Here is a 25576-nt window from a genome sequence, read left to right as displayed (position 1 = left end):
GGCCTACGGGTTTTACAGGCCCGGATCGCTACGCGCCACCGGGCACCAGGATGTTACTCCCAGAAATCGCGGGCTGGATCGAGCACCGGGCGAATGATGCCCGCACGCACCGTAAAGTCGCCGAAGCCTTCACCCGCTTCGCGCTCTTTCGCCCAGCGCCCTACCAGTTGGTCTAGCGAGTCGAGAATTTCCGACTCGGTAATGTTCTCACGGTACATCCGCGGGATGCGGGTGCCGCTGCGGTTACCGCCGATGTGCAGGTTATAGCGGCCTGGCGCTTTCCCCACCAGCCCCACTTCCGCCAGCATCGCGCGGCCGCAGCCGTTCGGACAGCCGGTGACGCGGGTGACGATATGCTCATCGCTCACGCCATGCTTGCTCATCACCCCTTCCACCTTGTCGATAAACGACGGCAGGAAACGCTCGGCTTCCGCCATCGCCAGCGGGCAGGTCGGGAAGGAGACGCAGGCCATTGAGTTTTCGCGCTGCGGGGTGACGGCATTCATCAGACCATGATCCCGCGCCAGCTTCTCGATCCGCGCCTTCTGATCTTCCGGTACGCTGGCGACGATCAGGTTCTGATTGGCGGTGATGCGGAATTCGCCCTGATGGATCTTAGCAATCTCCAGAAGACCGGTTTTCAGCGGGCGCCCCGGATAATCCAGAATGCGGCCGTTTTCAATAAACAGCGTCAGGTGCCATTTATCATCAATCCCCTTCACCCAGCCGATGCGGTCGCCGCGGCCGGTGAATTCGTACGGGCGGATCGGCTCAAACTTAATGCCTGCCCGGCGCTCCACTTCCGCCTTAAAGGTTTCAACGCCAACGCGCTCAAGGGTGTACTTGGTTTTCGCATTCTTACGGTCGGTACGGTTACCCCAGTCGCGCTGGGTAGTCACGACCGCTTCCGCCACCGCCAGAGTATGCTCCAGCGGCAGATAACCGAATTCGCTCGCCGTGCGGGCGTAGGTTTTTTTGTTACCGTGTTCGATAGAAAGACCGCCGCCCACCAGCAGGTTAAAGCCCACCAGCTTGCCGTTTTCGGCGATCGCCACAAAGTTCATGTCGTTGGCGTGCAGATCGATATCGTTCTGCGGCGGGATCACCACCGTGGTTTTAAACTTACGCGGCAGATAGGTCTGACCGAGGATCGGCTCTTCGTCAGTGGTGGCGACCTTTTTCTGATCCAGCCAGATCTCGGCATAGGCGCGGGTGCGCGGCAGCAAATGCTCGGAGATCTTTTTCGCCCACTCGTAGGCCTCAGCGTGCAACTGCGATTCGTACGGGTTGGAGGTGCACAGCACGTTACGGTTCATATCGTTGGCGGTGGCCAGCGCGTCCAGCCCCACCGAGTGCAGCATCTGATGCACCGGCTTGACGTTCTTTTTCAGAATGCCGTGAAACTGGAAAGTCTGCCGGTTGGTCAGGCGAATACTGCCGTAAATGGTGTTCTCGGCGGCAAACTTATCGATCGCCTTCCACTGGGTGGTGGTGATCACCCCGCCCGGCAAACGGCAGCGCAGGAGCATCGCATGACGCGGCTCCAGCTTCTGAGCGGCGCGCTCCGCGCGGATATCGCGATCGTCCTGCTGGTACATACCGTGGAAACGGATCAGCAGGAAGTTATCGCCTTTAAAACCGCCGGTCAGACCGTCGTTTAAATCTTCCGCAATGGTGCCGCGCAGGTAGTTGCTCTCGAGCTTCATACGCTCGGCATCGGTCAGTTTACCTTCGACCACTAAAGGCCCCGGATGTTTTTCGCTCATTAGTAGACATCTCGCTGATAACGGCGCTCAACGCGCAGCTCACTTAAAAATTCGTCCGCCGCTTCGGCGTCCATCGCGCCGTATTCGGCAATCACTTCCAGTAAAGTCTGTTCCACGTCTTTCGCCATACGATTGGCGTCGCCGCAGACATAAATGTGGGCGCCATCATTGATCCAGCGCCACAGCTCAGCCCCCTGCTCACGCAGTTTGTCCTGCACATAGATTTTTTGTTGTTGATCGCGGGACCAGGCCAGATCGATACGGGTCAGCAGCCCCTCTTTCACATAGCTCTGCCACTCCACCTGATAGAGGAAATCTTCGGTGAAGTGCGGGTTGCCGAAGAACAGCCAGTTCTTACCTGGCGCCCCGTCCGCTGCGCGCTGCTGCATGAAGGCGCGGAACGGCGCAATACCGGTGCCAGGGCCAATCATGATCACCGGCGTCTCCGGGTTAGCCGGCAGACGGAAGTTGTCGTTGTGCTCGATAAAGACGCGGACTTCGCCATCCTCTTCCACGCGGTCGGCGAGGAAGCTGGAGGCGCCGCCAGCCCGGGCGCGGCCTTCGATGTCATAGCGCACCACGCCCACGGTGACATGCACTTCGCTCTCCACTTCCGCCTGCGAGGAGGCAATAGAGTACAGACGCGGCGTCAGCGGGCGCAGCAGACCGATTAACGCCTCGGCGTCCAGCTGCACGGGGGAGAAACGGACCATATCGACGATCGGCGTCGCGGCGGCATACTGCTGCAGTTGAGCTTTATCGCCCACCAGCGGCAGCAGCGATTCGCTGCGGGTCAGGGTGGCGTAGTTTTCGACGATAGTCGCGGTATTAACCGTCAGCTCAAAATGCCACTGCAGGGCTTCCGCCAGCGGCAGGGTTTTGCCCTCGACGGTCACCGGCTCGTCGCCTTTCAGCCACAGCAGCTCCACCAGCTCTTTCACCAGCTGAGGATCGTTTTGATACCAGACGCCCAGGGCGTCGCCCGGCTGATAGCGCAGACCGGAATCACCGAGGTCAATTTCGATATGGCGTACATCTTTTTCTGAATCGCGGCCGGTGATTTTCTGGTTGACCGACAGGGTCGCCGTCAGCGGAGCCTCTTTGCTGTAGGGACTGGTGTGAATGTCGTTCACTGCGCCGCTGGCGGACAGCTGAGCGGGCGCGGCGACCGGCGCACGGGCCTTCAGCACCTCAACGACGCGCGCGCGCCATTCAGCGGCCGCGGCCTGATATTCAACGTCGGCGTCGACGCGATCGAGCAGGCGTTCCGCGCCAAGTTCGGCCAGCTTGCTGTCGAAATCTTTGCCGGACTGGCAGAAGAATTCATAAGAGGTATCGCCGAGGCCAAAGACGGCGAATGCGGTCCCGTCCAGCTTCGGCGCTTTCTTCGAGAACAGGAACTTATGCAATGCGACCGCTTCTTCCGGCGGCTCACCTTCCCCCTGGGTGGAGGTCACGACCACCAGCAGTTTTTCAGCAGCAATTTGTTTGAATTTATAATCGCCTGCATTCACCAGCTTCACGTTCAGCTTCGCCGCCAGCAGATCGTCGCGCAGCGCTTCGGCGACGCGGCGAGCGTTGCCGGTTTGCGAGGCGGAAATCAGCGTGATCGTCGGGACCTCGGCGGCCGGGGCGGGAACGGCGGCTGCCGCGCCGGACTGCTGATTCAGCACGCCCCAGAAATAGCCAGACACCCAGGCGAGCTGAGTGGGCGTGAAGTCAGTGGTGGCCGCCTGAAGGCGCGCCAGTTGCTCCGGGTTGAGCGGCAGCAAGTTGGAAGGTGGGGCCTGTGTCGTCATGCGTCGTTTGTTCCAGTAAGCAAAGCTGTTATTCGCACCCTGTCAGCGCGACAAAAACAGAAGAGAATAGAAGGTTAACGGCGGGCATAGTAACAATTAAAGAAGGGATGGAAATAATAAATAACCAAATGGACTAACCTGTTTTAGTTGTAGTTATTAACAACAAAATCGATTAAATAACTATTTGAAATATCACAACTTAATTCACTTAACCCAGATAAATGTGTCGATTTTCTGTTCAGGGCCGTTTTAGTTAATGCGAAAAAATGTACTTTCCGGTACCCTACGGCGGTTTTTTTCGTCCTGTTGAGAGTCAATGATGTCCACCACGCTGTTTAAAGATTTCACCTTCGAAGCCGCCCACCACCTGCCGCACGTCCCGGAAGGACACAAATGCGGTCGCCTGCATGGCCACTCCTTTATGGTGCGTCTGGAGATAACCGGTGAAGTCGATCCCCATACCGGGTGGATCATGGATTTTGCCGAGCTGAAGGCCGCCTTCAAGCCAACCTACGATCGCCTGGACCACTATTATCTGAACGATATCCCCGGTCTGGAAAACCCTACCAGCGAAGTGCTGGCCAAATGGATCTGGGATGAGATGAAACCGCGGGTACCGCTGCTGAGCGCGGTGATGGTGAAAGAGACCTGCACCGCCGGCTGCGTCTATCGCGGCGAGTAAGCGAAAAAAAGCCCGGTCAGTACGCTGCCGGGCTTTTTTATCAGGCGATATTCAGATATTTATGCGTCTGCATGGACAGGCGCCAGTTACGGGCGATGCAGGTGTCGATACACAGGCGCGTCGCGTCTTCTTTCTGGCTGATTGGCTGCAGGGCGATGATCCGCGGTTTGTCATCGCTCAGCGTTTCCAGCAGCTCGTCCAGCGCTTCGATGTCGCGGACGCGCCCTACCGGATGTTTGATCTCATCCGCCCGCTGCAGGGCCTGAGACAGCACGTCATACCCGCCGCGCATATTCACCTTCGGCGATACCGTCACCCAGGTATGAGGCGTACAGCGAACTTCGTGAGTGCCGCTGGTTTCAATCTGGCAGCTAAAGCCGTTTTGCTCCAGCAGCGAGGTTAACGGCGTTAAATCATGAATGCAGGGCTCACCGCCGGTAATGACCACGTGGCGGGCAGTCCACCCCTGACGACCGATAATCGCCAGCAGATCTTCACTGCTTGCCGGCCCCCACTTATCGCTCTCTTTGGTTTTCGCCAGGATGCTGAACAACGACACTTCCCGATCGGCCAGTTTGTCCCAGGTATGCTTGGTGTCACACCACGCACATCCTACCGGGCATCCCTGCAGACGAATAAAAATGGCAGGCACGCCGGTGAAGTAACCCTCGCCTTGCAGGGTCTGGAACATCTCGTTAATCGGGTACTGCATAGTCATCTCTGTTTAGGGTGATAAACGTTTATTATCGCAGATTTCACTGTCCAGGTCTTGTCCTGCGCTGCGATCGTTTTTTCCCTCACGGCGTCGCTTTCTCTCCCCGGAGGTTATTCATTGTTAATTAAAAGCATGCCTCTGTTTTCGTTTATTTCATTAGTGTGGTAAGGATTAAAATAAACGGCGCGCCATGCCATCGTAAAGAAAGATGTAACAGAAGATGTTTTTCGCGTTATAAACCAGAACATGTAAAACGTCATCATAAAAACAAAAACAGTTTTAAATACAGCAGTGTACAAACTGATACATGAAAGAGTGAATTATTTATCTGGTCTGAGAGTCGAATCCAATCCACCGCCGAAAATAAGCTTAAGCCCCTCTTAATGAAGTCCTGTTGCCCGCCATTTTTTATTTAATCGTCGTTTACTTTGTCCCTCCTAGAATCCCGCAGACCAACCATAATGAGATAGCGTTTATGACCACATTATTCATTACCGGCGTCACCGGTTTTCTGGGCGGCGCGGCGTTAGAGAAAATACTCCATCAGGATAGCCAGTTAGATCTGCTGCTGCTGGTGCGTGCCGACAGTCCCGACGCAGGCCTGGAGCGGGTCAAGGAGAACATGCGTAAGTTCAACATCGCCGAGGAGAAACTGGCGATGCTGCGCCCGCAGCAGATCCTGCTGGGCGATCTCGCCTCTCCGGAGCATTTTCTTAACGACCCGCGGCTTGAGCAAGTTACCCATGTCCTCAACTGCGCCGCTGTCGCCTCATTTGGCAGCAACCCGCTCATCTGGAAGGTTAACGTTGCGGGTACGCTGCGTCTGGCGCAACGGATGGCGCAGGTGGCGGGTCTGCAGCGTTTTCTGCACGTCGGCACCGCAATGTCCTGCTCACCGGAGCCGGATTCGCTGGTCGCCGAGAGCGCGGAGTTTCGGCAGCGCGCCGAGCATCTGGTGGAATATACCCACTCGAAATCGGCCATCGAGCAACTGATGCAGCAGCACTGCCCTACGCTACCGCTGGTCATTGCCCGCCCTTCTATTGTGGTGGGCCATACCCATCATGGCTGCCGGCCTTCCAGCAGTATTTTCTGGGTGTTCAGCATGGGGCTGATGCTGCAGAAATTTATGTGCGCGATGGAGGATCGGATCGATGTTATTCCGGTGGACTACTGCGCCGATGCCCTGCTGATGCTGCTTAACCAGCCGCTGGCCCGCGGCGAGGTGGTGCATATCTCTGCCGGCGAGGAGAACAGCGTGAAGTTTGCCGAAATCGACCGGGCGATGGCCCTGGCGCTGGAGCAGGCGCCGGTGGGAGACAAGTACGCCCAGGTGAGCTATGAAACGCTGGTCAAAATGCGTCGCGAACTGAAAGGAATTTTTGGGCCGTGCAATGAGCGACTGATGCTGAAAGCGATGCGCTTATATGGCGCGTTCGCCACGCTGAACGTGCGCTTTAGCAACGACAAGCTGCTGAGCATGGGGATGCCAAAACCGCCGCGCTTTACCGATTACATCGACCGCTGCGTGGAAACCACTCGCGGGCTGTCGATCCCTCAGCAAATGGCCGTCGACTTTAAATAATGGCCGCAGGCATAAAAAAAATGCCAGCCCGAAGGCTGGCATGGTTATTTCACAAAGACAGGATTAAGCCTGGCCTTTGATCTCTTTACGACCGTTGAACGGCGCTTGCTCACCCAGCGCTTCTTCGATACGAATCAGCTGGTTGTATTTAGCAACGCGGTCAGAACGGCTCATAGAACCGGTTTTGATCTGGCCTGCAGCGGTACCCACAGCCAGGTCGGCAATGGTCGCGTCTTCAGTTTCGCCAGAACGGTGAGAGATGACAGCGGTGTAGCCAGCGTCTTTCGCCATCTTGATAGCCGCCAGAGTTTCGGTCAGAGAACCGATCTGGTTGAATTTGATCAGGATGGAGTTAGCGATGCCTTTTTCGATGCCTTCTTTCAGGATCTTGGTGTTGGTTACGAACAGGTCGTCACCAACCAGCTGGATTTTGTCGCCCAGTACTTTGGTCTGGTAAGCGAAACCTTCCCAGTCAGATTCGTCCAGGCCATCTTCGATGGAGACGATCGGGTACTGTTTGGTCAGCTCTTCCAGGAAGTGAGTGAACTCTTCAGAGGTGAACGCTTTGTTGCCTTCGCCGGCCAGAACGTATTTACCGTCTTTGTAGAATTCAGACGCTGCGCAGTCCATCGCCAGGGTGATGTCTTTGCCCAGCTCGTAGCCTGCAGCTTTAACCGCTTCAGCGATAACAGCCAGCGCTTCGGCGTTGGAACCCAGGTTCGGCGCGTAGCCGCCTTCGTCACCAACGGCAGTGTTCATGCCTTTGGACTTCAGCACTTTCGCCAGGTGATGGAACACTTCAGAACCCATGCGTACAGCTTCTTTCAGGGTCGGCGCGCCAACCGGCTGAATCATGAATTCCTGGATGTCGACGTTGTTGTCAGCGTGCTCACCGCCGTTGATGATGTTCATCATCGGAACCGGCATGGAGTATTTGCCCGGAGTGCCGTTCAGTTCAGCGATGTGCGCGTACAGCGGCAGGCCTTTGGAGGCAGCTGCTGCTTTGGCGTTCGCCAGAGAAACGGCCAGGATTGCGTTCGCACCGAAGTTAGATTTGTTTTCAGTACCGTCCAGGTCGATCATGATCTTGTCGATGCCAGCCTGATCTTTGGCATCTTTGCCCAGGATTGCCTGAGCGATCGGGCCGTTTACCGCAGCAACAGCTTTGGTTACGCCTTTACCCAGGAAACGGGATTTGTCGCCATCGCGCAGTTCCAGCGCTTCGCGGGAACCAGTAGAAGCACCTGACGGAGCAGCTGCCATACCGACGAAACCACCTTCCAGGTGTACTTCGGCTTCAACAGTCGGGTTACCACGGGAGTCGATGATTTCACGACCGATGACTTTAACGATTTTGGACATTAGGTTTTCCTCAGTACAAGTTAAACTAAAACTCCAGACAAACAATGCACCCGGATGGGTGCATTGCCGTTCTAACTCTTTTTACTTCGCCTGGCGTTTCTGGTACTCGCTGGCGGCTTTCACAAAGCCGGCAAACAGCGGGTGTCCATCACGCGGCGTCGAAGTAAACTCCGGGTGGAACTGGCAGGCCACAAACCACGGATGGTTCGGCACTTCGATGATCTCGACCAACTGATCATCCCCGGAACGGCCCGCAACGCGCAGACCGGCAGCTTCAATCGGTTTCAACAACATGTTGTTGACTTCGTAGCGGTGACGATGGCGCTCGGTGATGGTCGGCTCGCCGTACAGCTGGCGTACCAGAGAATCATCATCCAGCTGGCACTGCTGCGCGCCCAGGCGCATGGTGCCGCCCAGATCGCTCTTCTCGGAGCGGACTTCGACGTTGCCATCTTCGTCACGCCATTCGGTAATCAGGGCCACAACCGGGTATTTACAGTCTGGCACAAATTCCGTCGAGTTGGCGTTTTCCATACCCGCTACGTTGCGCGCGAACTCAATCAGCGCAACCTGCATACCCAGGCAAATGCCCAGATAAGGAATATTGTTCTCACGCGCATAGCGCGCGGTGGCGATCTTACCTTCCACACCGCGGTAGCCGAAGCCGCCCGGGATAAGGATAGCATCTAAATCCTTGAGGATTTCGACGCCGCGCGTTTCCACATCCTGCGAATCGATCAGCTTGATGTTGACGGTAACGCGGTTTTTCAGACCACCGTGTTTCAGCGCTTCAATCACCGACTTGTAGGCGTCCGGCAGTTCAATGTACTTACCGACCATACCGATGGTGACTTCGCCTGCCGGATTGGCTTCTTCATAGATTACCTGTTCCCATTCGGCCAGGTTTGCTTCCGGACAAGTTAAGCTGAATCGTTTACAAATATAATCGTCCAGCCCCTGAGATTTCAACAGGCCTGGAATTTTATAAATGGAATCGACGTCTTTCAGAGAAATAACAGCCTTTTCCGGAACGTTACAGAACAAAGCAATTTTCGCCCGTTCGTTGGCCGGAACAGCGCGATCGGAGCGGCAGATCAGGATGTCAGGCTGAATACCGATGGAGAGCAGCTCTTTCACGGAGTGCTGAGTCGGTTTGGTTTTGACTTCGCCCGCGGCGGCCATGTACGGCACCAGAGTCAGGTGCATAAACAGGGTATGCTCGCGGCCAATCTCTACCGCCATCTGACGAATGGCTTCGAGGAACGGCAGGGATTCGATATCGCCGACGGTACCGCCGATCTCCACCAGCACCACGTCATGGCCTTCGCCGCCCGCCAGCACACGCTCTTTGATAGCGTTGGTGATGTGCGGGATAACCTGAACGGTCGCGCCCAGGTAGTCGCCACGGCGCTCTTTGCGCAGCACGTCAGAGTAGATACGGCCGGTGGTGAAGTTGTTGCGGCGAGTCATCTTGGTACGGATGAAACGCTCGTAGTGGCCCAGGTCCAGATCGGTTTCTGCGCCGTCTTCAGTAACGAACACTTCCCCATGCTGGATTGGGCTCATGGTGCCCGGATCGACGTTGATATACGGATCCAGTTTCATGATGGTCACGTTGAGACCACGGGCTTCAAGAATGGCTGCCAGGGAGGCTGCGGCAATGCCTTTACCCAGAGAGGATACGACCCCGCCGGTCACAAAAATATAGTTCGTTGTCATGCTGAACCTGAGAAGTTAGGGTAAAACGATGGAATAACCAGGACGGGAAAGTAGTATACCCGAACATGCGTGACGCCACAAACTTTCATTCTTCCCCTCCCCTTCGTTCTTCAAGTTGCACCTGTGTTGCGACCCGAACAACTCGAAGAGGCAGGCTACATGGTGTTTCAACGACATAACGGAAAGAGAAAATAGACGCTTTTGGCGAAATGTTTTTGACGTAAATCAAGCGCTTGTTATTTATAAAATCACACAAATCGCGCTTGATCACGAAAACTCGTTAGAGATCAGTTTCCTGGCGTTTTACCTGTTGCCATACTTCTTCCATGGTATCGAGGTCGACGCCGGTCATTTCCAGGCCGCGGGCAGCGACAATGCGCTCGACTTCGCGGAAGCGGCGCTCGAATTTGAGGTTCGCCTTCTGCAGCGCCACCTCGGCTTTGACCCCTAAATGGCGGGATAAATTCACCGTGGCGAACAGCAGATCGCCCACTTCCTCTTCCAGTTTCGCTTCATCCACCACCGCCTGCTGCGCTTCATGCATCACTTCATCAATTTCTTCATGCACCTTGTCGAGCACCGGGCCCAGCGAGGTCCAGTCAAAACCGACCGCCGAGCAGCGACGCTGGATTTTATGTGCGCGCATCAGCGCCGGCAGGCTATGCGGAATGTCGTCCAGCGCCGAGTGCTGGGCTTTTTCCGCCCGCTCCGCGCTTTTGATCTGCTCCCAGCGGGCCAGGACTTCGCTGCTGTTTCCCGCAGTGGCATCAGCAAAGATATGGGGATGGCGGCGCTCCAGCTTGTCGCTGATGGCGGCGCAGATATCGTCAAAGTTAAAACGTCCCTCTTCCTGCGCCATCTGCGCATAGAACACCACCTGGAACAGCAGATCGCCCAGCTCACCGCGCAGGTCGTCAAAATCCTCTCGCGAAATGGCGTCCAGCACTTCATAGGTTTCTTCGAGGGTATAGGGAGCGATGGTGGCAAAGGTCTGCTCTTTATCCCACGGGCAGCCGTTTTCCGGGTCGCGCAGGCGGCGCATGATGCCGAGCAAGCGGTCGATTTGGGTCATGTGACAATCCTGGAAATGTAAAAAATAGTCGGCCGGATAAGGCGTTTCGACCTTATCCGACGTTGCGAAATTGCCGGATGGCGGCTTCGCCTTATCCGGCCTGGAGACGAATTAACCGCCGTGCAGACGGCGCGCGTCAATGACATCGGGCACCTGGTTCAGCTTACCGAGCACCCGGCCCAGCACCTGCAGGTTGTAAATCTCGATGGTCATATCGATGGTGGCCAGCTGCTGACGGGTATCGCTGCGGCTGGCAACGCCCAGCACGTTCACCTTCTCATTGGCGAGGATGGTGGTGATATCGCGCAGTAACCCGCTGCGATCGTTCGCCTCCACCCTGACCACCAGCGAATATCCGGCCGAGTAGCTTTCGCCCCATACCGCATCGACGATGCGCTCCGGGGCATGCGACTGCAGTTCAGCGAGCTGATCGCAGTCGGCGCGATGCACGGAAATCCCGCGCCCTTGGGTGATAAAGCCGACGATCTCATCGCCCGGGATCGGCTGGCAGCAGCGGGCAATATGGTGCATCAGATTGCCAACCCCTTCCACCACCACCCGGCCATTGTCCTTGGTGCGGTTCTGCGGAGCATAGGTTTTCTGCTGCAACTGCTTCAGCGCTGCCGCATCCTGCTCGGCGGCGCTCGGTTTATTGAACTGCGCCTGCAGGAAGTTGACCATCTGGTTGAGGCGGATATCGCCGCCGCCGATGGCCGCCAGCAGTTCATCGAGCTCGTTGAAGTTGTAGCGCGGCAGCAGATGCTTTTCCGCATCCTTCAGGCTGATGCCCAGATGCTCCAGCTCGTCGTCGAGGATCTGTCGGCCGGCAAGAATGTTCTTGTCGCGGTCCTGCTTACGGAACCAGGCGTGAATTTTGGAGCGTCCGCGGCTGGTGGTGACATAGCCGAGGTTAGGGTTGAGCCAGTCGCGGCTCGGGTTCGGCTGCTTCTGGGTAATGATTTCGATCTGATCGCCCATCTGCAGCTGATAGGTGAACGGCACGATGCGGCCGCCAATTTTGGCGCCGATGCAGCGATGACCGACGTCGCTGTGGATATGGTAGGCAAAATCGAGCGGCGTCGACCCCGCCGGCAGGTCCACCACGTCGCCTTTCGGCGTAAAGACATACACCCGGTCGTCAAAGACCTGGCTGCGCACTTCGTCGAGCATTTCGCCGGAGTCGGCCATCTCTTCCTGCCAGGCAATCAGCTTGCGCAGCCAGGCGATACGGTCCTCATAGCCGCGGCCGCCGCTGGTCCCCGCTCCCGCGCCCTCTTTGTATTTCCAGTGCGCGGCCACGCCCAGCTCGGCGTCTTCATGCATCTGCCGGGTGCGGATTTGAATCTCCACGGTCTTGCCGCTCGGCCCCAGCACCACGGTATGGATAGACTGGTAGCCGTTGGGTTTCGGGTTGGCCACATAGTCATCGAACTCATCTGGCAGGTGACGGTAGTGGGTATGAACGATCCCCAGCGCGGCATAACAATCCTGCAACCGCTCGGCCACGATGCGCACCGCGCGTACGTCAAACAGCTCGTCAAAGGCGAGGTGTTTTTTCTGCATTTTGCGCCAGATGCTGTAGATATGCTTCGGCCGACCATAGACCTCGGCCTTGACCCCTTCGGCTTTCATTTCTGCCCGCAGGTGGCCGACGAACTCGTCGATATAATGCTCGCGGTCGATACGGCGTTCGTGGAGCAGTTTGGCAATGCGCTTGTACTCTGCCGGGTGCAGGTAGCGGAAGCAGTAATCTTCCAGCTCCCACTTCAGCTGGCCGATACCTAAGCGGTTAGCCAGGGGAGCATAGATATTGGTGCACTCTTTCGCCGCCAGCACCCGCTCATCTTCCGGCGCGTCCTTGACCTCGCGCAGATGCGCGATACGTTCGGCAAGCTTGATAACCACGCAGCGAAAATCGTCAACCATCGCCAGCAGCATGCGGCGAATGTTATCCACCTGCTCGGAAGATACCGAGTCGGTATGAGTGGCTTTCAGCTGACGGATGGCGGCCATGTCCCGTACCCCGTGAATCAGGGTCACGACCGATTTACCCACGCTCTCCTGCATGACCTCTTCGCTGACGACTTCGCCGTCGGCCAGCGGGAACAACAGCGCCGCGCGCAGGGTATCGATATCCATACTCAGGGTGGAGAGGATCTCCACCATTTCGACGCCCCGCCACAGCAGCAGGTCCGCCAGCGGGTGTCCTTGCGTTTTTTCGCGACAATAATCCCAGGTTTCGGCTAAGCGCTCACACGACTGCTGGCTGGAAATCCCCAGACTCGCGATCCATTTCTTCGGGTCAAATTCACCAGCTTTATTAAGATGTGCACTTCTTACCGCAACCATTGTCCTCTCCTTAAGGGACCGGCCTGCCGAAGTCGGCAAGCCTCAACTTTCTACATGTCATCCTGCAGGTCGCGTCAGCATTGATGGCCGGGGCGGCTCTTCTGCGACGTTGTGAATGACCTTATGTAAGCCTGCGCTCAAACAACACCATTGATTCCAGATGACCGGTATGCGGGAACATATCCAGCATCGCCAGGCGTTGAATCTGATATCCAGCCTGCAACAGGGTTTCGCTGTCTCGCGCCAGCGTCGCCGGGTTGCAGGAAACATACACCACCCGCCGCGGCGCCAGTTTTATAATATGCGGCATCACGCCCGGCGCGCCGGCGCGGGCCGGGTCCAGCAGCACTTTATCAAAGCCATGCTTCGCCCAGGCCTGGCGGGTGACATCCTCTTCCAGATTTTCATGGAAGAAGGTGACATTTGATAAACCATTGAGGGCGGCGTTTTCCCGCCCCTTCTCAACCAGCGCCGGCACCCCTTCCACCCCAACCACGTGGGCGGCGCGAGTCGCCAGCGGCAGGGTAAAATTGCCCATCCCGCAGAACAGATCCAGCACCCGGTCCTCCGGCTGCAGATCCAGCCACGCCAGCGCGGTACGCACCATCTGCTGATTCACGCCGTCGTTGACCTGGATAAAATCCCGCGGACTGAACACTAAGCGTAGTCCGTCTGAGGTATACCATGGCGCTTCGCCGTGAATATGTTCCAGTATCTCGCTTTGCGGCGCGAGGTACAGGGAAAGACCGTGAGTTTGCGAAAAACGTTCCAGTTTTTCCCGGTCAGCCGCCGGCAGCGCAGCGGTATGGCGCAGCACCATCAGTGGGCCGTTGTCCGCCAGCACCAGCTCGACGTGGCCAAGATGGCGTAATGCGCTCAGCGCGCTTAAGCACTCGCGCACGGCGGGCAGCAGCGCCTCAAGTTGGGGCACCAAAACAGGGCACTGCACCACATCGACGATCGCTTTATCGCTGGCCTGACGAAAACCCATCTGCAATTGTTGGGTCTTTGGCTGATAATTCAAGCTTAAGCGCGCGCGCCGGCGATAGCCCCACGGCTCGCCGGCGATGATCTCATCCACCTCGCGCTTCATCAGGCGCGCCAGCGCGGCGCGTTTACTTTGCTGCTGAAGCGTGATGCTGGCATGCTGCTGTTGGCAGCCGCCGCAAACGCCAAAATGGGGGCAGCGCGGCGCCTGGCGCTGCGGGCTGTCGGTCAGACGGCGTTTCACCTGGGCGCGGGCGTACTGCTTTTTGTCTTCCACCAGCACCACCTCTGCCTGCTCCTGCGGCAGCACGCCGCCGATGAACAGCGCTTTCCCCTGGTGGCGGGCCACGCCCTGGCCAAAGGGATCGAGGTCGTTGACTGTAACGGTTATGATCTGGCGCGTCGTCACACGCCGTTTTGCAGAGTAGAATTGCGCCATCGTAGAGAGTTGTCTCAATCAAATAAAACGAGCTCGTTCAGAGCGGCAGCGCCGCGAGGCGCACCGACGCTCACCGAACGATGATGTCTATATTCTCCCATAATGGAACCGCATGACCAACTACAGCCTGCGTGCTCGCATGATGATTCTGATTCTGGCGCCAACCGTCCTGATAGGGCTGTTGCTCAGTGTTTTCTTTGTCGCTCACCGTTATAACGACCTGCAACGTCAGCTGGAGGACGCCGGCACCAGCATTATTGAGCCGCTGGCGGTCTCCAGCGAATATGGCATGAATCTGCAAAACCGCGAATCTATCGGCCAGTTGATCAGCGTTCTGCATCGTCGCCACTCGGAGATCGTGCGGGCCATCTCGGTGTACGATTCGCATAACCGCTTGTTTGTCACCTCCAATTACCAGCTCAACCCCAGCGACCTGCAGATCCCGAAAGGCGAAGCGTTTCCCCGTCGTCTCAGCGTCATCCGCGACGGCGACATGATGATCCTGCGCACGCCGATCGTCTCGGAAAGTTATTCGCCGGATGAATCCCCTGAATCCGATGCCAAAATGCCGGGCAATATGCTGGGCTACGTCGCGCTGGAGCTGGACCTGAAATCGGTGCGCCTCCAGCAGTACAAAGAGATTTTTATCTCCAGCGTGATGATGCTGTTCTGCATCGGTATCGCGCTGATCTTCGGCTGGCGCCTGATGCGCGACGTCACCGGCCCTATCCGCAATATGGTCAACACCGTCGACCGCATCCGCCGCGGACAGCTGGACAGCCGCGTCGAGGGCTTTATGCTCGGCGAACTGGATATGCTGAAAAACGGCATCAACTCGATGGCCATGTCGCTGGCGGCGTACCATGAGGAGATGCAGCACAACGTCGACCAGGCGACCTCCGATCTGCGGGAAACCCTTGAGCAGATGGAGATTCAGAACGTCGAACTGGACCTGGCGAAAAAGCGCGCCCAGGAGGCGGCGCGCATTAAGTCTGAATTCCTGGCTAATATGTCCCACGAACTGCGCACCCCGCTCAATGGGGTGATCGGCTTTACCCGTCTGACGTTGAAAACCGATCTCAACGCCACGCAGCGCGACCACCTGACCACCATCGAACGCTCGGCCAATAATCTGTTGGCGATCATCAACGACGTGCTCGACTTTTCCAAGCTGGAAGCCGGGAAGCTGATCCTGGAGAGCATTCCGTTCCTGCTGCGCACCTCGCTTCATGAGGTGGTCACCCTGCTGGCGCATTCCGCGCACGATAAAGGGCTGGAGCTGACGCTGAACATTAAGAACAACGTGCCGGATAACGTCATCGGCGACCCGCTGCGTCTGCAGCAGATTGTGACCAACCTCGTAGGCAACGCCATCAAATTTACCGAGCACGGTAATATCGATGTGCTGGTGGAGCAGCGGGCCATCAGTAATTCGCGGGTGCAGATCGAAATTCAGATCCACGATACCGGCATCGGCATCCCCGAGCGCGACCAGTCCCGGCTGTTCCAGGCCTTCCGTCAGGCCGATGCCAGTATTTCACGCCGCCACGGCGGCACCGGACTCGGGCTGGTGATCACCCAGCGTCTGGTTAAGGAGATGGGCGGCGATATCTCGTTCCACAGTCAGCCAAACCGCGGCTCTACCTTCTGGTTCCATATCAGCCTCGATCTCAACCCGAACGCCATTCCGGATACGCTGAATACCGACGGGCTGGCGGGCAAGCGTCTGGCCTATGTGGAAGCCAACGCGACGGCGGCGCAGTGCACGCTGGAGATGCTGGCCGCCACGCCGCTGGAGGTGATTTACAGCCCCACCTTCTCTGCTCTGGCGGAAGCCCAGTACGACATTCTGCTGGTCGGTATTCCGGTCTCAATGCGCGATTTGTCGCCGCACCGGGAAAAATTAGCCAAAGCCTGCGCGATGTCAGATAACGTACTGCTGGCTCTGCCATGTCATGCCCAGGTCAGCGCCGAAGCCCTGAAGCGCGATGGCATCGCCGCCTGCCTGTTGAAACCGCTCACCACCACCCGTCTGCTGCCGGCGCTGGTGGCCACCCATCATGCGACGGCCTCCGCGCCGTTGACCCAGGCCGACAGCCATAAGCTGCCGATGACCGTGATGGCCGTCGACGACAATCCGGCAAACCTGAAGCTCATTGGCGCCCTGCTGGATGACCTTGTGCAGCAGGTGATCCTCTGCGACAGCGGCCAGCAGGCGGTGGACAAGGCCAAGCAACTGCAGATGGATCTGATCCTGATGGATATTCAGATGCCGGATATGGACGGCATCCGCGCCTGTGAGCTTATCCATCATTTGCCGCATCACCAGCAAACGCCGGTTATCGCCGTCACCGCGCACGCCCTGGAGGGCCAGCGCGAGAAGCTACTGAGCGCCGGCATGAACGACTATCTGGCGAAGCCGATCGAAGAAGAGAAACTGCACGCCCTGCTGCTGCGCTATCAGCCTGGAGTACACAGCATCGCCCCGGCGGCGATACCGCCCGCAGAGCCAGTCATCGACCATAACCAGACGCTCGACTGGCAGCTGGCGCTACGTCAGGCGGCGATGAAGCCGGACCTGGCGAGGGAGATGCTGCAGATGCTGATCGCTTTTATGCCGGAGGTGCGTAACAAAGTGGAAGAGCAACTGGTCGGCGAGCAGCCGGAAGGGCTGGTGGATCTGATCCACAAACTGCACGGCAGCTGCAGCTACAGCGGCGTGCCGCGGCTGAAAAAGCTCTGCCACACTCTGGAGAGCCAGCTGCGCGCAGGCACCGCCGCCGAGGATCTGGAGCCGGAGCTGCTTGAGCTGTTGGATGAGATGGATAACGTGGCGCGCGAAGCCTGCCGGATGGGAGGCTAAAACCACAGGGCTTCCCGACCTGCTCCCGGCTCGCCAGGCATCGCGCCGCCGGGCAAGGAGAGCGGGCACGGAGCCGCTTTTATGCCGGGCGGCGGCGACGCCTTGCCCGGCCTACGGTTCCTGCACCCGGCTCGCCAGGCATCGCGCCGCCGGGCAAGGAGAGCGGGCACGGAGCCGCTTTTATGCCGGGCGGCGGCGACGCCTTGCCCGGCCTACGGTCCGTGCAGCCTGCCGTTAATTTACCCGCTTGCGCTGCGGAAACTGCCGGTGCTGGCGACTTCAACATCGCTTAGACATTCCCGGGAGGCCGCGCCAGCCGGGACACCTCCATTACAGCTTACCGCCCATCTGCAAAACCGCGGCGACGTTTCGCGCCGTCATCCGCAGGTTGGCGGCGGCATTGGCCAGCGCTTCATCCAGCGTGCAGATGGTGTACAACACGCTGAATACCGCATCCAGCCCGTGCTGATGCACGACGCCGACATCGGCGGTAAGGCTGCCGGCAATCCCGATCACCGGTATGTTAAATCGCTTCGCCACCCTGGCCACTCCCACCGGCACCTTGCCGTGGATAGTCTGACTGTCGATACGTCCTTCGCCGGTGATCACTAAATCAGCATCCGCCACCCGCTCCGCCAGCTGCAGCGCATCGGTGACAATCTCAATGCCCGGGCGCAGTTGAGCGCCACAAAACGCATACAGCGCCGCGCCCATCCCGCCCGCCGCGCCGCCGCCTTCCAGGCTCAGCACGTCGCAATCTAAATCACGGGCGATGATCCGGGCATAGTGCCGCAGGCCGCTGTCAAGCCGGTCGATCATCTGCGCCGTCGCTCCTTTTTGCGGGCCGAATACCGCGCTGGCGCCCTGCGGGCCGGTCAACGGGTTGGTGACATCGCAGGCCACGTCAATCCGACAATCTGCCAGCCGTGGATCAAGCTCGCTAAGATCGATGCGCGCCAGCGTCTCCAGCGCGCCGCCCCCTGGCGCGATTTGCTGACCGTCGACGGTCAGCAATTTCGCCCCCAGCGCCTGCGCCATGCCGGCGCCGCCGTCATTGGTCGCGCTGCCGCCAATGCCAATAATGATCTGCCGCACGCCAGCGTCCAGCGCATGGCGAATCAGCTCCCCGGTGCCCCAGGAGGTGGTCAGCAGCGGGTTACGCTGCGCCGGGGGAACGCTTTCCAGCCCGCTGGCCGCCGCCATTTCGATAAAGGCGCACTGGCGATCGCCGGACAGCCCATAAAATGCCTCTACCGGCTCCCCCAGCGGCCCGGTCACCGTCAGCGGCACCTGATGCCCGCCGGTCGCCGCCACCATGGCTTCCACCGTCCCTTCCCCACCGTCGGCAACCGGCAGCCTGACATATTCCGCGTCAGGATAAATCTCGCGAAAGCCTTGCTCTATCGCACTGGCTACTTCCAGCGCGGTCAGGCTCTCCTTCCAGGAATCCGGTGCGATCACTATTTTCATCTGCAGTCCTTACTTTGAGCTAACCCCTGTCGCTATCGCGCAATGCCGGCCCCCGCAGAGGCCAGCGGCCTTTTAGCGCACCATGCATGGACGCTTGTTGTCAAAGGTCCAGCCCGGGATCAGGTACTGCATCGCCATCGCATCGTCGCGGGCGCCAAGGCCATGTTTCTTATATAGCTCATTTGCCTGCATTACGCGGTCCATATCCAGCTCAACCCCCAGACCCGGCGTGCTCGGCACCTGCACCATTCCGCCTTTAATTTCAAACGGTTGTTTGGTCAGACGCTGGTTGCCCTCCTGCCAGATCCAGTGGGTATCGATAGCGGTGATCTTGCCCGGCGCCGCAGCCGCGACGTGAGTGAACATCGCCAGCGACACGTCGAAGTGGTTATTGGAGTGCGAACCCCAGGTCAGGCCGAACTCATGACACATCTGCGCCACGCGAACCGACCCCTGCATGGTCCAGAAGTGCGGGTCCGCCAGCGGGATATCCACCGACTGCAGGGAGAGCGTATGGCCCATCTGCCGCCAGTCGGTGGCGATCATATTGGTGGCGGTCGGCAGGCCCGTCGCGCGACGGAACTCCGCCATCACTTCGCGGCCGGAGAAGCCCTGCTCAGCGCCGCACGGATCCTCAGCATAGGCCAGCACGCCCTTCAGCTGCTTGCCAATCTGAATGGCTTCTTCAAGCAGCCAGGCGCCGTTCGGATCGAGGGTCACGCGGGCATTCGGGAAGCGCTTCGCCAGGGCGCTGATCGCTTCGGCTTCTTCAAAACCGGCCAGTACGCCGCCCTTCAGCTTAAAGTCGTTGAAACCATATTTTTCATAGGCCGCTTCCGCGAGGCGGACCACCGCATCCGGCGTCATTGCCTCTTCATGGCGCAGGCGATACCACTCGCACTGTTCATCCGGCTGGCTCTGATAGGCCAGCGGCGTGGCGTGGCGGTTACCGATAAAGAACAGATAGCCCAGCATTTCAACTTCGCTGCGCTGTTGCCCATCGCCGAGCAGCGAGGCGACGTTGACCCCAAGGTGCTGGCCCAGCAGGTCCAGCAGCGCCGCTTCGATCCCGGTCACCACGTGGATGGTGGTGCGCAGGTCAAAGGTCTGCAGGCCGCGGCCGCCGGCGTCACGGTCGGCGAACTGATTGCGCACCGCGCCGAGCACGTTTTTATACTCACCCAGCGTTTTGCCCACCACCAGCGGAATGGCATCCTCCAGAGTCTGGCGAATTTTTTCGCCCCCCGGAATTTCACCGACGCCGGTATGGCCGGCGTTATCTTTAATAATCACGATATTGCGGGTGAAGTACGGGGCGTGGGCCCCGCTCAGATTCATCAGCATACTGTCATGGCCGGCAACCGGGATCACCTGCATGGTGGTGACAACGGGCGTGGAAGAGAAAGTCGTCATAGCATCATCCTTTTGTAATTAGTGGCGGCCGAAAACAGGACGTTTGCGGTCAAATGTCCAGCCGGGGATCAGGTACTGCATCGGGCCCGCGTCGTTGCGCGCGCCGCCCGGCAGCGCTTTATAGGCCTCATGGGCTCTGCGCACCTGCTCCCAGTCAAGTTCCACGCCGAGTCCCGGCGCGTCTGGCACGGCAATCTTGCCGTTAATAATCTGCAGTGGATTTTTGGTCAGGCGCGCGTCGCCTTCCTGCCAGATCCAGTGGGTGTCGATGGCGGTGGGATGACCCGGCGCGGCGGCGCCGACGTGGGTAAACATCGCCAGGGAAATATCAAAATGGTTGTTGGAATGGCAGCCCCAGGTAAGCCCCCAGTCGTCGCACAGCTGCGCCACTCGTACCGCGCCGGAGAGCGTCCAGAAGTGCGGGTCCGCCAGCGGAATATCGACGGCGTTGAGCATCACCGCATGACCCATCTCGCGCCAGTTGGTGGCGATCATATTGGTGGCGACCGGCAGCCCGGTGGCGCGGCGAAACTCGGCCATCACCTCCCGGCCGGAGAAGCCCTGCTCGGCGCCGCACGGATCTTCGGCGTAGGTCAGAACATCCTGCAGCCCTTTGCACAGGGCGATCGCCTCATCCAGCAGCCAGGCGCCGTTAGGATCGACGGTGATGCGCGCGTCCGGAAAGCGCTTTTTCAGCGCCCGGGCGGTGTCAATTTCCTGCTCGCCGGGCAGCACGCCGCCCTTCAGCTTAAAGTCTTTGAAACCGTAGCGATCCTGAGCGGCTTCCGCCAGGCGCACCACCGCTTCGCTGCTCAGCGCCTGCTGGTGGCGCAGGCGATACCATTCGTGATCGCCCGGCGTATGGTCCAGATAACCCAGGTCGGTTTTCTGCCGATCGCCGATATAGAACAGGTAGCCCAGCACGGTGACGGCATCACGCTGCTTACCCGGGCCCAGCAGCTCGCAGACCGGCACATTGAGCACCTTGCCGAGCAGGTCGAGCAGCGCGGCCTCCAGCGCCGCTACCGCGTTGACTTTCAGTTCGAAGGTCCATGCCCCTTTGCCAAAGGTGTCGAAATCCGCCGCCTGATTGCCTTTGTGCACCTGCTGCACCACGCGATTGAGACGGGCGACCTCCTGACCTACCACCTGCGGGATCGCCGCCAGCAGCGTCTGGTAGATGACCTCTCCGCCAGGGGCTTCTCCCACGCCGGTGTTGCCGGCGTTATCGGTCAATACCACGATATTGCGGGTAAACCAGGCGTTGTGCGCCCCGCCGATGTTCAGCAGCATGCTGTCGTGCCCGGCCACCGGAATGACCTTCATCTCTGTAATAATCGGGCTGGATTGGGTAGTCATGATTAACGCCCCGCGACAGGTTTCAGTTCGATGCGTTTGATATCGCCCACCAGCACCAGGTAGCTCAGCACCGCCACCAGGGCATGAATGCCGACGTAAACCAGCGCCCCGTTGAACGAGCCGGTGGTGCCGACGATATAGCCGATAGCGATCGGGGTAACGATACCGGAGATATTGCCAAACATGTTGAACAGACCGCCGGAAAGACCGCTAATCTCTTTCGGCGCGGTATCCGCCATCACCGCCCAGCCAAGCGCGCCGATCCCTTTGCCGAAGAAGGCCATCGCCATAAAGCCAATCACCATCCACTCCACGTTGACATAGTTACACATCAGCATGGTCATGGAGAGCAGCATCCCCAGCACAATCGGCGTTTTGCGGGCAATGTTCAGCGAGCCGGTGCGGCGCATTAACCAGTCAGAGATCACCCCGCCCAGCACCCCGCCGACGAAGCCGCACACCGCCGGAATGGAGGCGACAAACCCCGCTTTAAGGATCGACATGCCGCGCGCCTGCACCAGGTAAACCGGGAACCAGGTGATAAAGAAGTAGGTCAGGGCGTTAATGCAGTACTGACCGATATAGATGCCGATCATCATCCGCGATCCGATCAGCTGCTTGATCTGCCCCATTTTGACGCTGAAAGGCACCTTCTGCGCGCTGCTCTTTTGATCCATGTTGATCAGGGCGCCGCCTTCGGCGATATATTCCAGTTCCTTCTTGTTTACCCCCGGATGGTTGTTCGGATCGTGGATCACTTTCAGCCAGACAAAGCTAATCACAATCCCCAGGCCGCCCATAAAGAAGAAGACGTGCGACCAGCCCACCTCATGCGTCAGCCAGCCCATGATCGGCGCGAAGATAACGGTGGCAAAGTACTGGGCGGAGTTAAAGATCGCCACGGCCGTGCCGCGCTCCTGCGCCGGGAACCAGGCGGCCACGATACGGCTGTTACCCGGGAATGACGGCGATTCGGCAAGGCCAACGAGGAAGCGCAGGGTAAACAGCGCGACGATAATGCCAAAGCCGCTGAAGATGTCGACGAAGCCCTGCAGCAGGGTAAACATCGACCAGATGAAGATCGACCAGAAATAGACGCGCTTCGAACCGAAGCGGTCGAGCAGCCAGCCGCCCGGGATCTGGCCGATGACATAAGCCCATGAGAACGCGGAGAAGACATACCCCATTCCCACCGGATCCAGGCCGATATCTTTGGCCATTTCCGAACCGGCGATCGACAGCGTCGCCCGGTCGCCATAGTTAAAAGAGGTGACGATAAACAGCATCACCACTATCCAGTAGCGGGCGTTGGTGCGCTTTTCAGCCGCCGTCGCCGCCTGACTTAATGAACTCATTGTTGTACTCCTGAATCATAGCGTTTAGCTACGTTCATTCTGAACAGCACAACCTGTAGGGTAATCAGAATGACGTGGTCGTGTTTTGATAGTTGTCGTTATATCTGGCACTGCATTTATCACTGGCTGGAGCAGTATATGAAGAGGCACACCGCGGCTCACCGTGCATCTACACAGCTTTTACGCCGCTATTGCAGGTGGTTTATGGCGTATGCCTGAAAGAGTGGGGGGAAGTTCACGGAAATGAAAAACCAGCGCCGCGGGTGGTCAAAAGCGCAGCAATAAGAGCCGGAGTGTGAAATACCTCTCTTGACCCGGTGAAACCGGCTGGCTTAACCCATGATATTGCTAAGGATATTGTGCATTTGCCTGAAGGCGTGCCGTCCGGAAAGGGATACACTTTTGCTGTCCGCGTATCTGGCCGCGACATCTTGAAAGGGCGCCCTCTGCGTAGGGAGAGGGCAGCGCTTTTATTCCAGCAGGGTAGCCCACTGCTCAACCCATAGATTAGAGACGCTCTCCGGCTCCGGATCTTCGCTGGCGTCAATCTTCAGCATTTCGCCGATGCGCTTCGCGCCCTGCTCCTGCAGCAGTTGATCGAACTTCAGGCCTCCGCCGCAAAAGTTGGCGTAGGTGCTGTCGCCCAGCGCGATAATGCCGTAGCGCAGGTGAGGCTGATACATATCTTTAATGCCCTCATACAGCGGGACGATGCTGTCCGGCAGATCGCCCTGCCCGGTGGTGGAGGTGACCACCAGCACATACTTACCCGTGTAGGATTCCCAGTCGTTGACCTGCGGATCCTCATACACGGTAGCCTTGTGTCCCAGTCCGCTGAGGATCGCTTCCGCTTCTTCCGCGACCAGCAGCGAGTTGCCGTACATGGTGCCGACAAAAATTCCGACTTCCGCCATGCTATTATCTCCCTGGATTGACCTTATTCTCTTCATCCTGACCGCAGTCGTCGGCAAACTCAACCCTTTCATTTAGCGGGAGAAGCCCGCGCCAGCCAAACTGCGACAGCGCACGCATCCAGACGTCGTCAAAACCGGCGCGCAGGGTCAGCGGCTCACCGGTAAAGGGATGGGTTAACGACAGTTTGCTGGCGTGCAGCATCAGGCGGTGACAGCCGAAATGCTCCGCGGCGCTGCGGTTTTGCCGCAGATCGCCGTGCTTGCTGTCGCCGAGGATCGGATGACGGAGGTGGGCCAGATGGCGGCGCAGCTGGTGCTTGCGGCCGGTTTTCGGCTCCAGTTCCACCAGCCCGTAGCGGGTGGTGGGATAACGCCCGGTCGCCACCGGCATCTCCACCGTCGCCAGACCACGGTAATGGGTCACCGCCGGCTGCGGCCCTTTGTCTTCGCGGGCGAACTTATCGGCGATTTTATCCAGCTCTTCCACCAGCGGATAATCGAGCAGCGCCTCTTCCATCAGCCAGCCGCGGACGATCGCATGGTAGCGCTTCTGGATCTGATGCTGCTCGAACTGCTGCGCCAGCAGCCGCCCCGCCTCGCTTGACAGTCCCATGAGCAGGACGCCGGAGGTGGGCCGGTCGAGGCGATGGGCGGTAAAAACGTGCTGGCCGATCTGGTCGCGCACGGTCTGCATCACCACCACTTTCTCATCGCGATCGAGCCAGCTGCGATGCACCAGCCAGCCCGACGGTTTGTTGACCGCCACCAGCCAGTCGTCCTGGTAGATTATCTCCAGCATCAGGCCTGCTCACCGGCAAACAGCGCGTCCAGCAGCAGCAGCTCCGCCAGCATGGATTCGCGAACCGGGTGGGCTTGATCCAGCGCCATTTCGTAATACGGCGCAACGGCGAAATTTTGCGGCAGCGGCTGGCCGCTCTCCAGCAGCTGATGCATACGCGGGATCAGGACCCACTGCAGCCACTCCAGCGGCTCCAGAGTATCCAGGCAAAACGGCTTATCGCTGGCGAAGGCGCTGCTGTCCGGCGCCGTCTCCTGCCAGTGCTCTGTTTCGCGCAGCAGGGCTTCAATGGCGCGCAGGCGATCGCGCACGCTATCGTCAAGAGTCATGGGGGAAACCTCGATGAGTTAAAAACCGGGCGCAGGATAGCAAATCCGCAGGAGAAATAAAAAAAGGGAGCACTGTATAAACAGTGCTCCCGGTTCGTTTTGCAGCATTCCCGCTACATTGGTGCTCCCTGCTCGTCCTTGAAAACTTTTCCTGAGGTCTCCTGACCATGTTCATCCATAAACTCGTGCATCCTGCTTTCACACCACCCCGATGCGAAATGACTTATCCTTAAGTTTGTCCCGATCTTCCAGATCCACCGTTCATCCTGAGCGGCTCTCATTCTCCATCCTGGAGGTGTCCATTACGCGATCCTGCGTTATCCTTGCTTCATCCTGAAGCCTGTCCTTGCAACGCCATCCTGGCGGGTCCTGCAGAAGCGCCATCATCCTGATGTTCGCTTCATTTCGCGACTTCCTGTCGACAGACATAGGATCACTGATTCTGCCTCTTCTTACAACCCTTCTTGAGACAATCTCTTAAGATTAGTCCCCACTCAAAAGGACGAAAAAATAAAAATCCAATTTAATACCAATAAGTTAACAAAAAAAGATTGGATTAAATTTGCCTTAAATGATGATGATCTCTTACAGGTTTTGTA

At 58.3% G+C, this 25576-nt stretch carries 18 protein-coding genes; 3 read left to right on the top strand and 15 right to left on the bottom strand.

Annotation, left to right across the window (positions count from 1 at the left end):
• Window positions 1–53: 53 nt before the first annotated feature.
• Both cysI and cysJ read right to left on the bottom strand, forming a co-directional pair.
• Window positions 54–1766, bottom strand: coding sequence for an assimilatory sulfite reductase (NADPH) hemoprotein subunit (gene cysI, locus ACLH1U_RS08340; RefSeq protein WP_004205585.1), 1713 nt, complete (start codon window positions 1764–1766; stop codon window positions 54–56).
• Window positions 1766–3565 (bottom strand): NADPH-dependent assimilatory sulfite reductase flavoprotein subunit, encoded by a 1800-nt coding sequence (cysJ, locus tag ACLH1U_RS08335; protein ID WP_411299182.1) that lies wholly within the window; start codon window positions 3563–3565, stop codon window positions 1766–1768. The genes cysI and cysJ overlap by 1 nt, the downstream gene beginning before the upstream one ends.
• 316 nt (window positions 3566–3881) lie before the next feature.
• On the opposite strand from cysJ, the gene queD reads away from it, so the two are divergent.
• Window positions 3882–4247 (top strand): 6-carboxytetrahydropterin synthase QueD, encoded by a 366-nt coding sequence (queD, locus tag ACLH1U_RS08330; RefSeq protein ID WP_004174641.1) that lies wholly within the window; start codon window positions 3882–3884, stop codon window positions 4245–4247.
• Window positions 4248–4287: 40 nt separating this feature from the next.
• Here queD and queE read toward each other — a convergent pair whose 3' ends face one another.
• Window positions 4288–4959, bottom strand: a complete 672-nt coding sequence (gene queE, locus ACLH1U_RS08325) for a 7-carboxy-7-deazaguanine synthase QueE (RefSeq protein ID WP_023290825.1) — start codon at window positions 4957–4959, stop codon at window positions 4288–4290.
• A 478-nt stretch (window positions 4960–5437) separates the two neighbouring features.
• Between queE and ACLH1U_RS08320 the strand changes: the two genes are divergently transcribed.
• Window positions 5438–6547, top strand: a complete 1110-nt coding sequence (locus ACLH1U_RS08320; protein ID WP_023290826.1) for an SDR family oxidoreductase — start codon at window positions 5438–5440, stop codon at window positions 6545–6547.
• A gap of 63 nt (window positions 6548–6610) precedes the next feature.
• On the opposite strand, the gene eno is transcribed toward ACLH1U_RS08320, so the two are convergent.
• The 5 genes from eno to rlmD form a co-directional block, all read right to left on the bottom strand.
• Complete coding sequence (gene eno, locus ACLH1U_RS08315; RefSeq protein ID WP_002915213.1) at window positions 6611–7909, bottom strand: phosphopyruvate hydratase; 1299 nt, start codon at window positions 7907–7909, stop codon at window positions 6611–6613.
• A gap of 81 nt (window positions 7910–7990) precedes the next feature.
• Window positions 7991–9628 (bottom strand): glutamine hydrolyzing CTP synthase, encoded by a 1638-nt coding sequence (gene pyrG, locus ACLH1U_RS08310; RefSeq protein ID WP_023290827.1) that lies wholly within the window; start codon window positions 9626–9628, stop codon window positions 7991–7993.
• 280 nt (window positions 9629–9908) lie between these two features.
• A complete protein-coding gene (mazG, locus tag ACLH1U_RS08305; RefSeq protein ID WP_032453910.1) occupies window positions 9909–10700 on the bottom strand; it encodes a nucleoside triphosphate pyrophosphohydrolase in 792 nt (263 codons plus the stop codon).
• Between the two features lie 111 nt (window positions 10701–10811).
• Window positions 10812–13049 carry a GTP diphosphokinase gene (relA, locus tag ACLH1U_RS08300; RefSeq protein ID WP_023290829.1) on the bottom strand — a complete coding sequence of 746 codons (2238 nt, stop codon included), beginning with the start codon at window positions 13047–13049 and terminating at the stop codon, window positions 10812–10814.
• A 121-nt stretch (window positions 13050–13170) separates the two neighbouring features.
• Window positions 13171–14475 (bottom strand): 23S rRNA (uracil(1939)-C(5))-methyltransferase RlmD, encoded by a 1305-nt coding sequence (gene rlmD, locus ACLH1U_RS08295; protein ID WP_048335138.1) that lies wholly within the window; start codon window positions 14473–14475, stop codon window positions 13171–13173.
• A gap of 112 nt (window positions 14476–14587) precedes the next feature.
• Here rlmD and barA point away from each other — a divergent pair, with 112 nt between their 5' ends.
• A complete protein-coding gene (gene barA, locus ACLH1U_RS08290) occupies window positions 14588–17338 on the top strand; it encodes a two-component sensor histidine kinase BarA (protein WP_411299181.1) in 2751 nt (916 codons plus the stop codon).
• Window positions 17339–17668: 330 nt separating this feature from the next.
• Here barA and ACLH1U_RS08285 read toward each other — a convergent pair whose 3' ends face one another.
• The 7 genes from ACLH1U_RS08285 to ACLH1U_RS08255 form a co-directional block, all read right to left on the bottom strand.
• Entirely contained in the window at window positions 17669–18808 is a 1140-nt protein-coding gene (locus ACLH1U_RS08285; protein ID WP_326181859.1) for a glycerate kinase, read from the bottom strand.
• A gap of 72 nt (window positions 18809–18880) precedes the next feature.
• Window positions 18881–20221 (bottom strand): glucarate dehydratase, encoded by a 1341-nt coding sequence (gudD, locus tag ACLH1U_RS08280; protein ID WP_004205567.1) that lies wholly within the window; start codon window positions 20219–20221, stop codon window positions 18881–18883.
• A gap of 18 nt (window positions 20222–20239) precedes the next feature.
• Complete coding sequence (locus tag ACLH1U_RS08275) at window positions 20240–21580, bottom strand: enolase C-terminal domain-like protein (RefSeq protein ID WP_023290834.1); 1341 nt, start codon at window positions 21578–21580, stop codon at window positions 20240–20242.
• A 2-nt stretch (window positions 21581–21582) separates the two neighbouring features.
• Window positions 21583–22935 (bottom strand): MFS transporter, encoded by a 1353-nt coding sequence (locus ACLH1U_RS08270; protein ID WP_023290835.1) that lies wholly within the window; start codon window positions 22933–22935, stop codon window positions 21583–21585.
• A 470-nt stretch (window positions 22936–23405) separates the two neighbouring features.
• Window positions 23406–23849 carry a flavodoxin gene (locus ACLH1U_RS08265; RefSeq protein WP_411299180.1) on the bottom strand — a complete coding sequence of 148 codons (444 nt, stop codon included), beginning with the start codon at window positions 23847–23849 and terminating at the stop codon, window positions 23406–23408.
• 4 nt (window positions 23850–23853) lie between these two features.
• Window positions 23854–24648, bottom strand: a complete 795-nt coding sequence (gene truC, locus ACLH1U_RS08260; RefSeq protein WP_085551560.1) for a tRNA pseudouridine(65) synthase TruC — start codon at window positions 24646–24648, stop codon at window positions 23854–23856.
• Window positions 24648–24977, bottom strand: coding sequence for a YqcC family protein (locus tag ACLH1U_RS08255; RefSeq protein ID WP_044524539.1), 330 nt, complete (start codon window positions 24975–24977; stop codon window positions 24648–24650). Before ACLH1U_RS08255 ends, truC begins: the two co-directional genes overlap by 1 nt.
• Window positions 24978–25576 lie beyond the last annotated feature (599 nt).

This window comes from Klebsiella sp. 1SOBk5mer (assembly GCF_046603115.1).
Lineage (GTDB): Bacteria > Pseudomonadota > Gammaproteobacteria > Enterobacterales > Enterobacteriaceae > Klebsiella > Klebsiella quasipneumoniae.
This window is presented reverse-complemented; position numbering and strand designations above follow the sequence as displayed.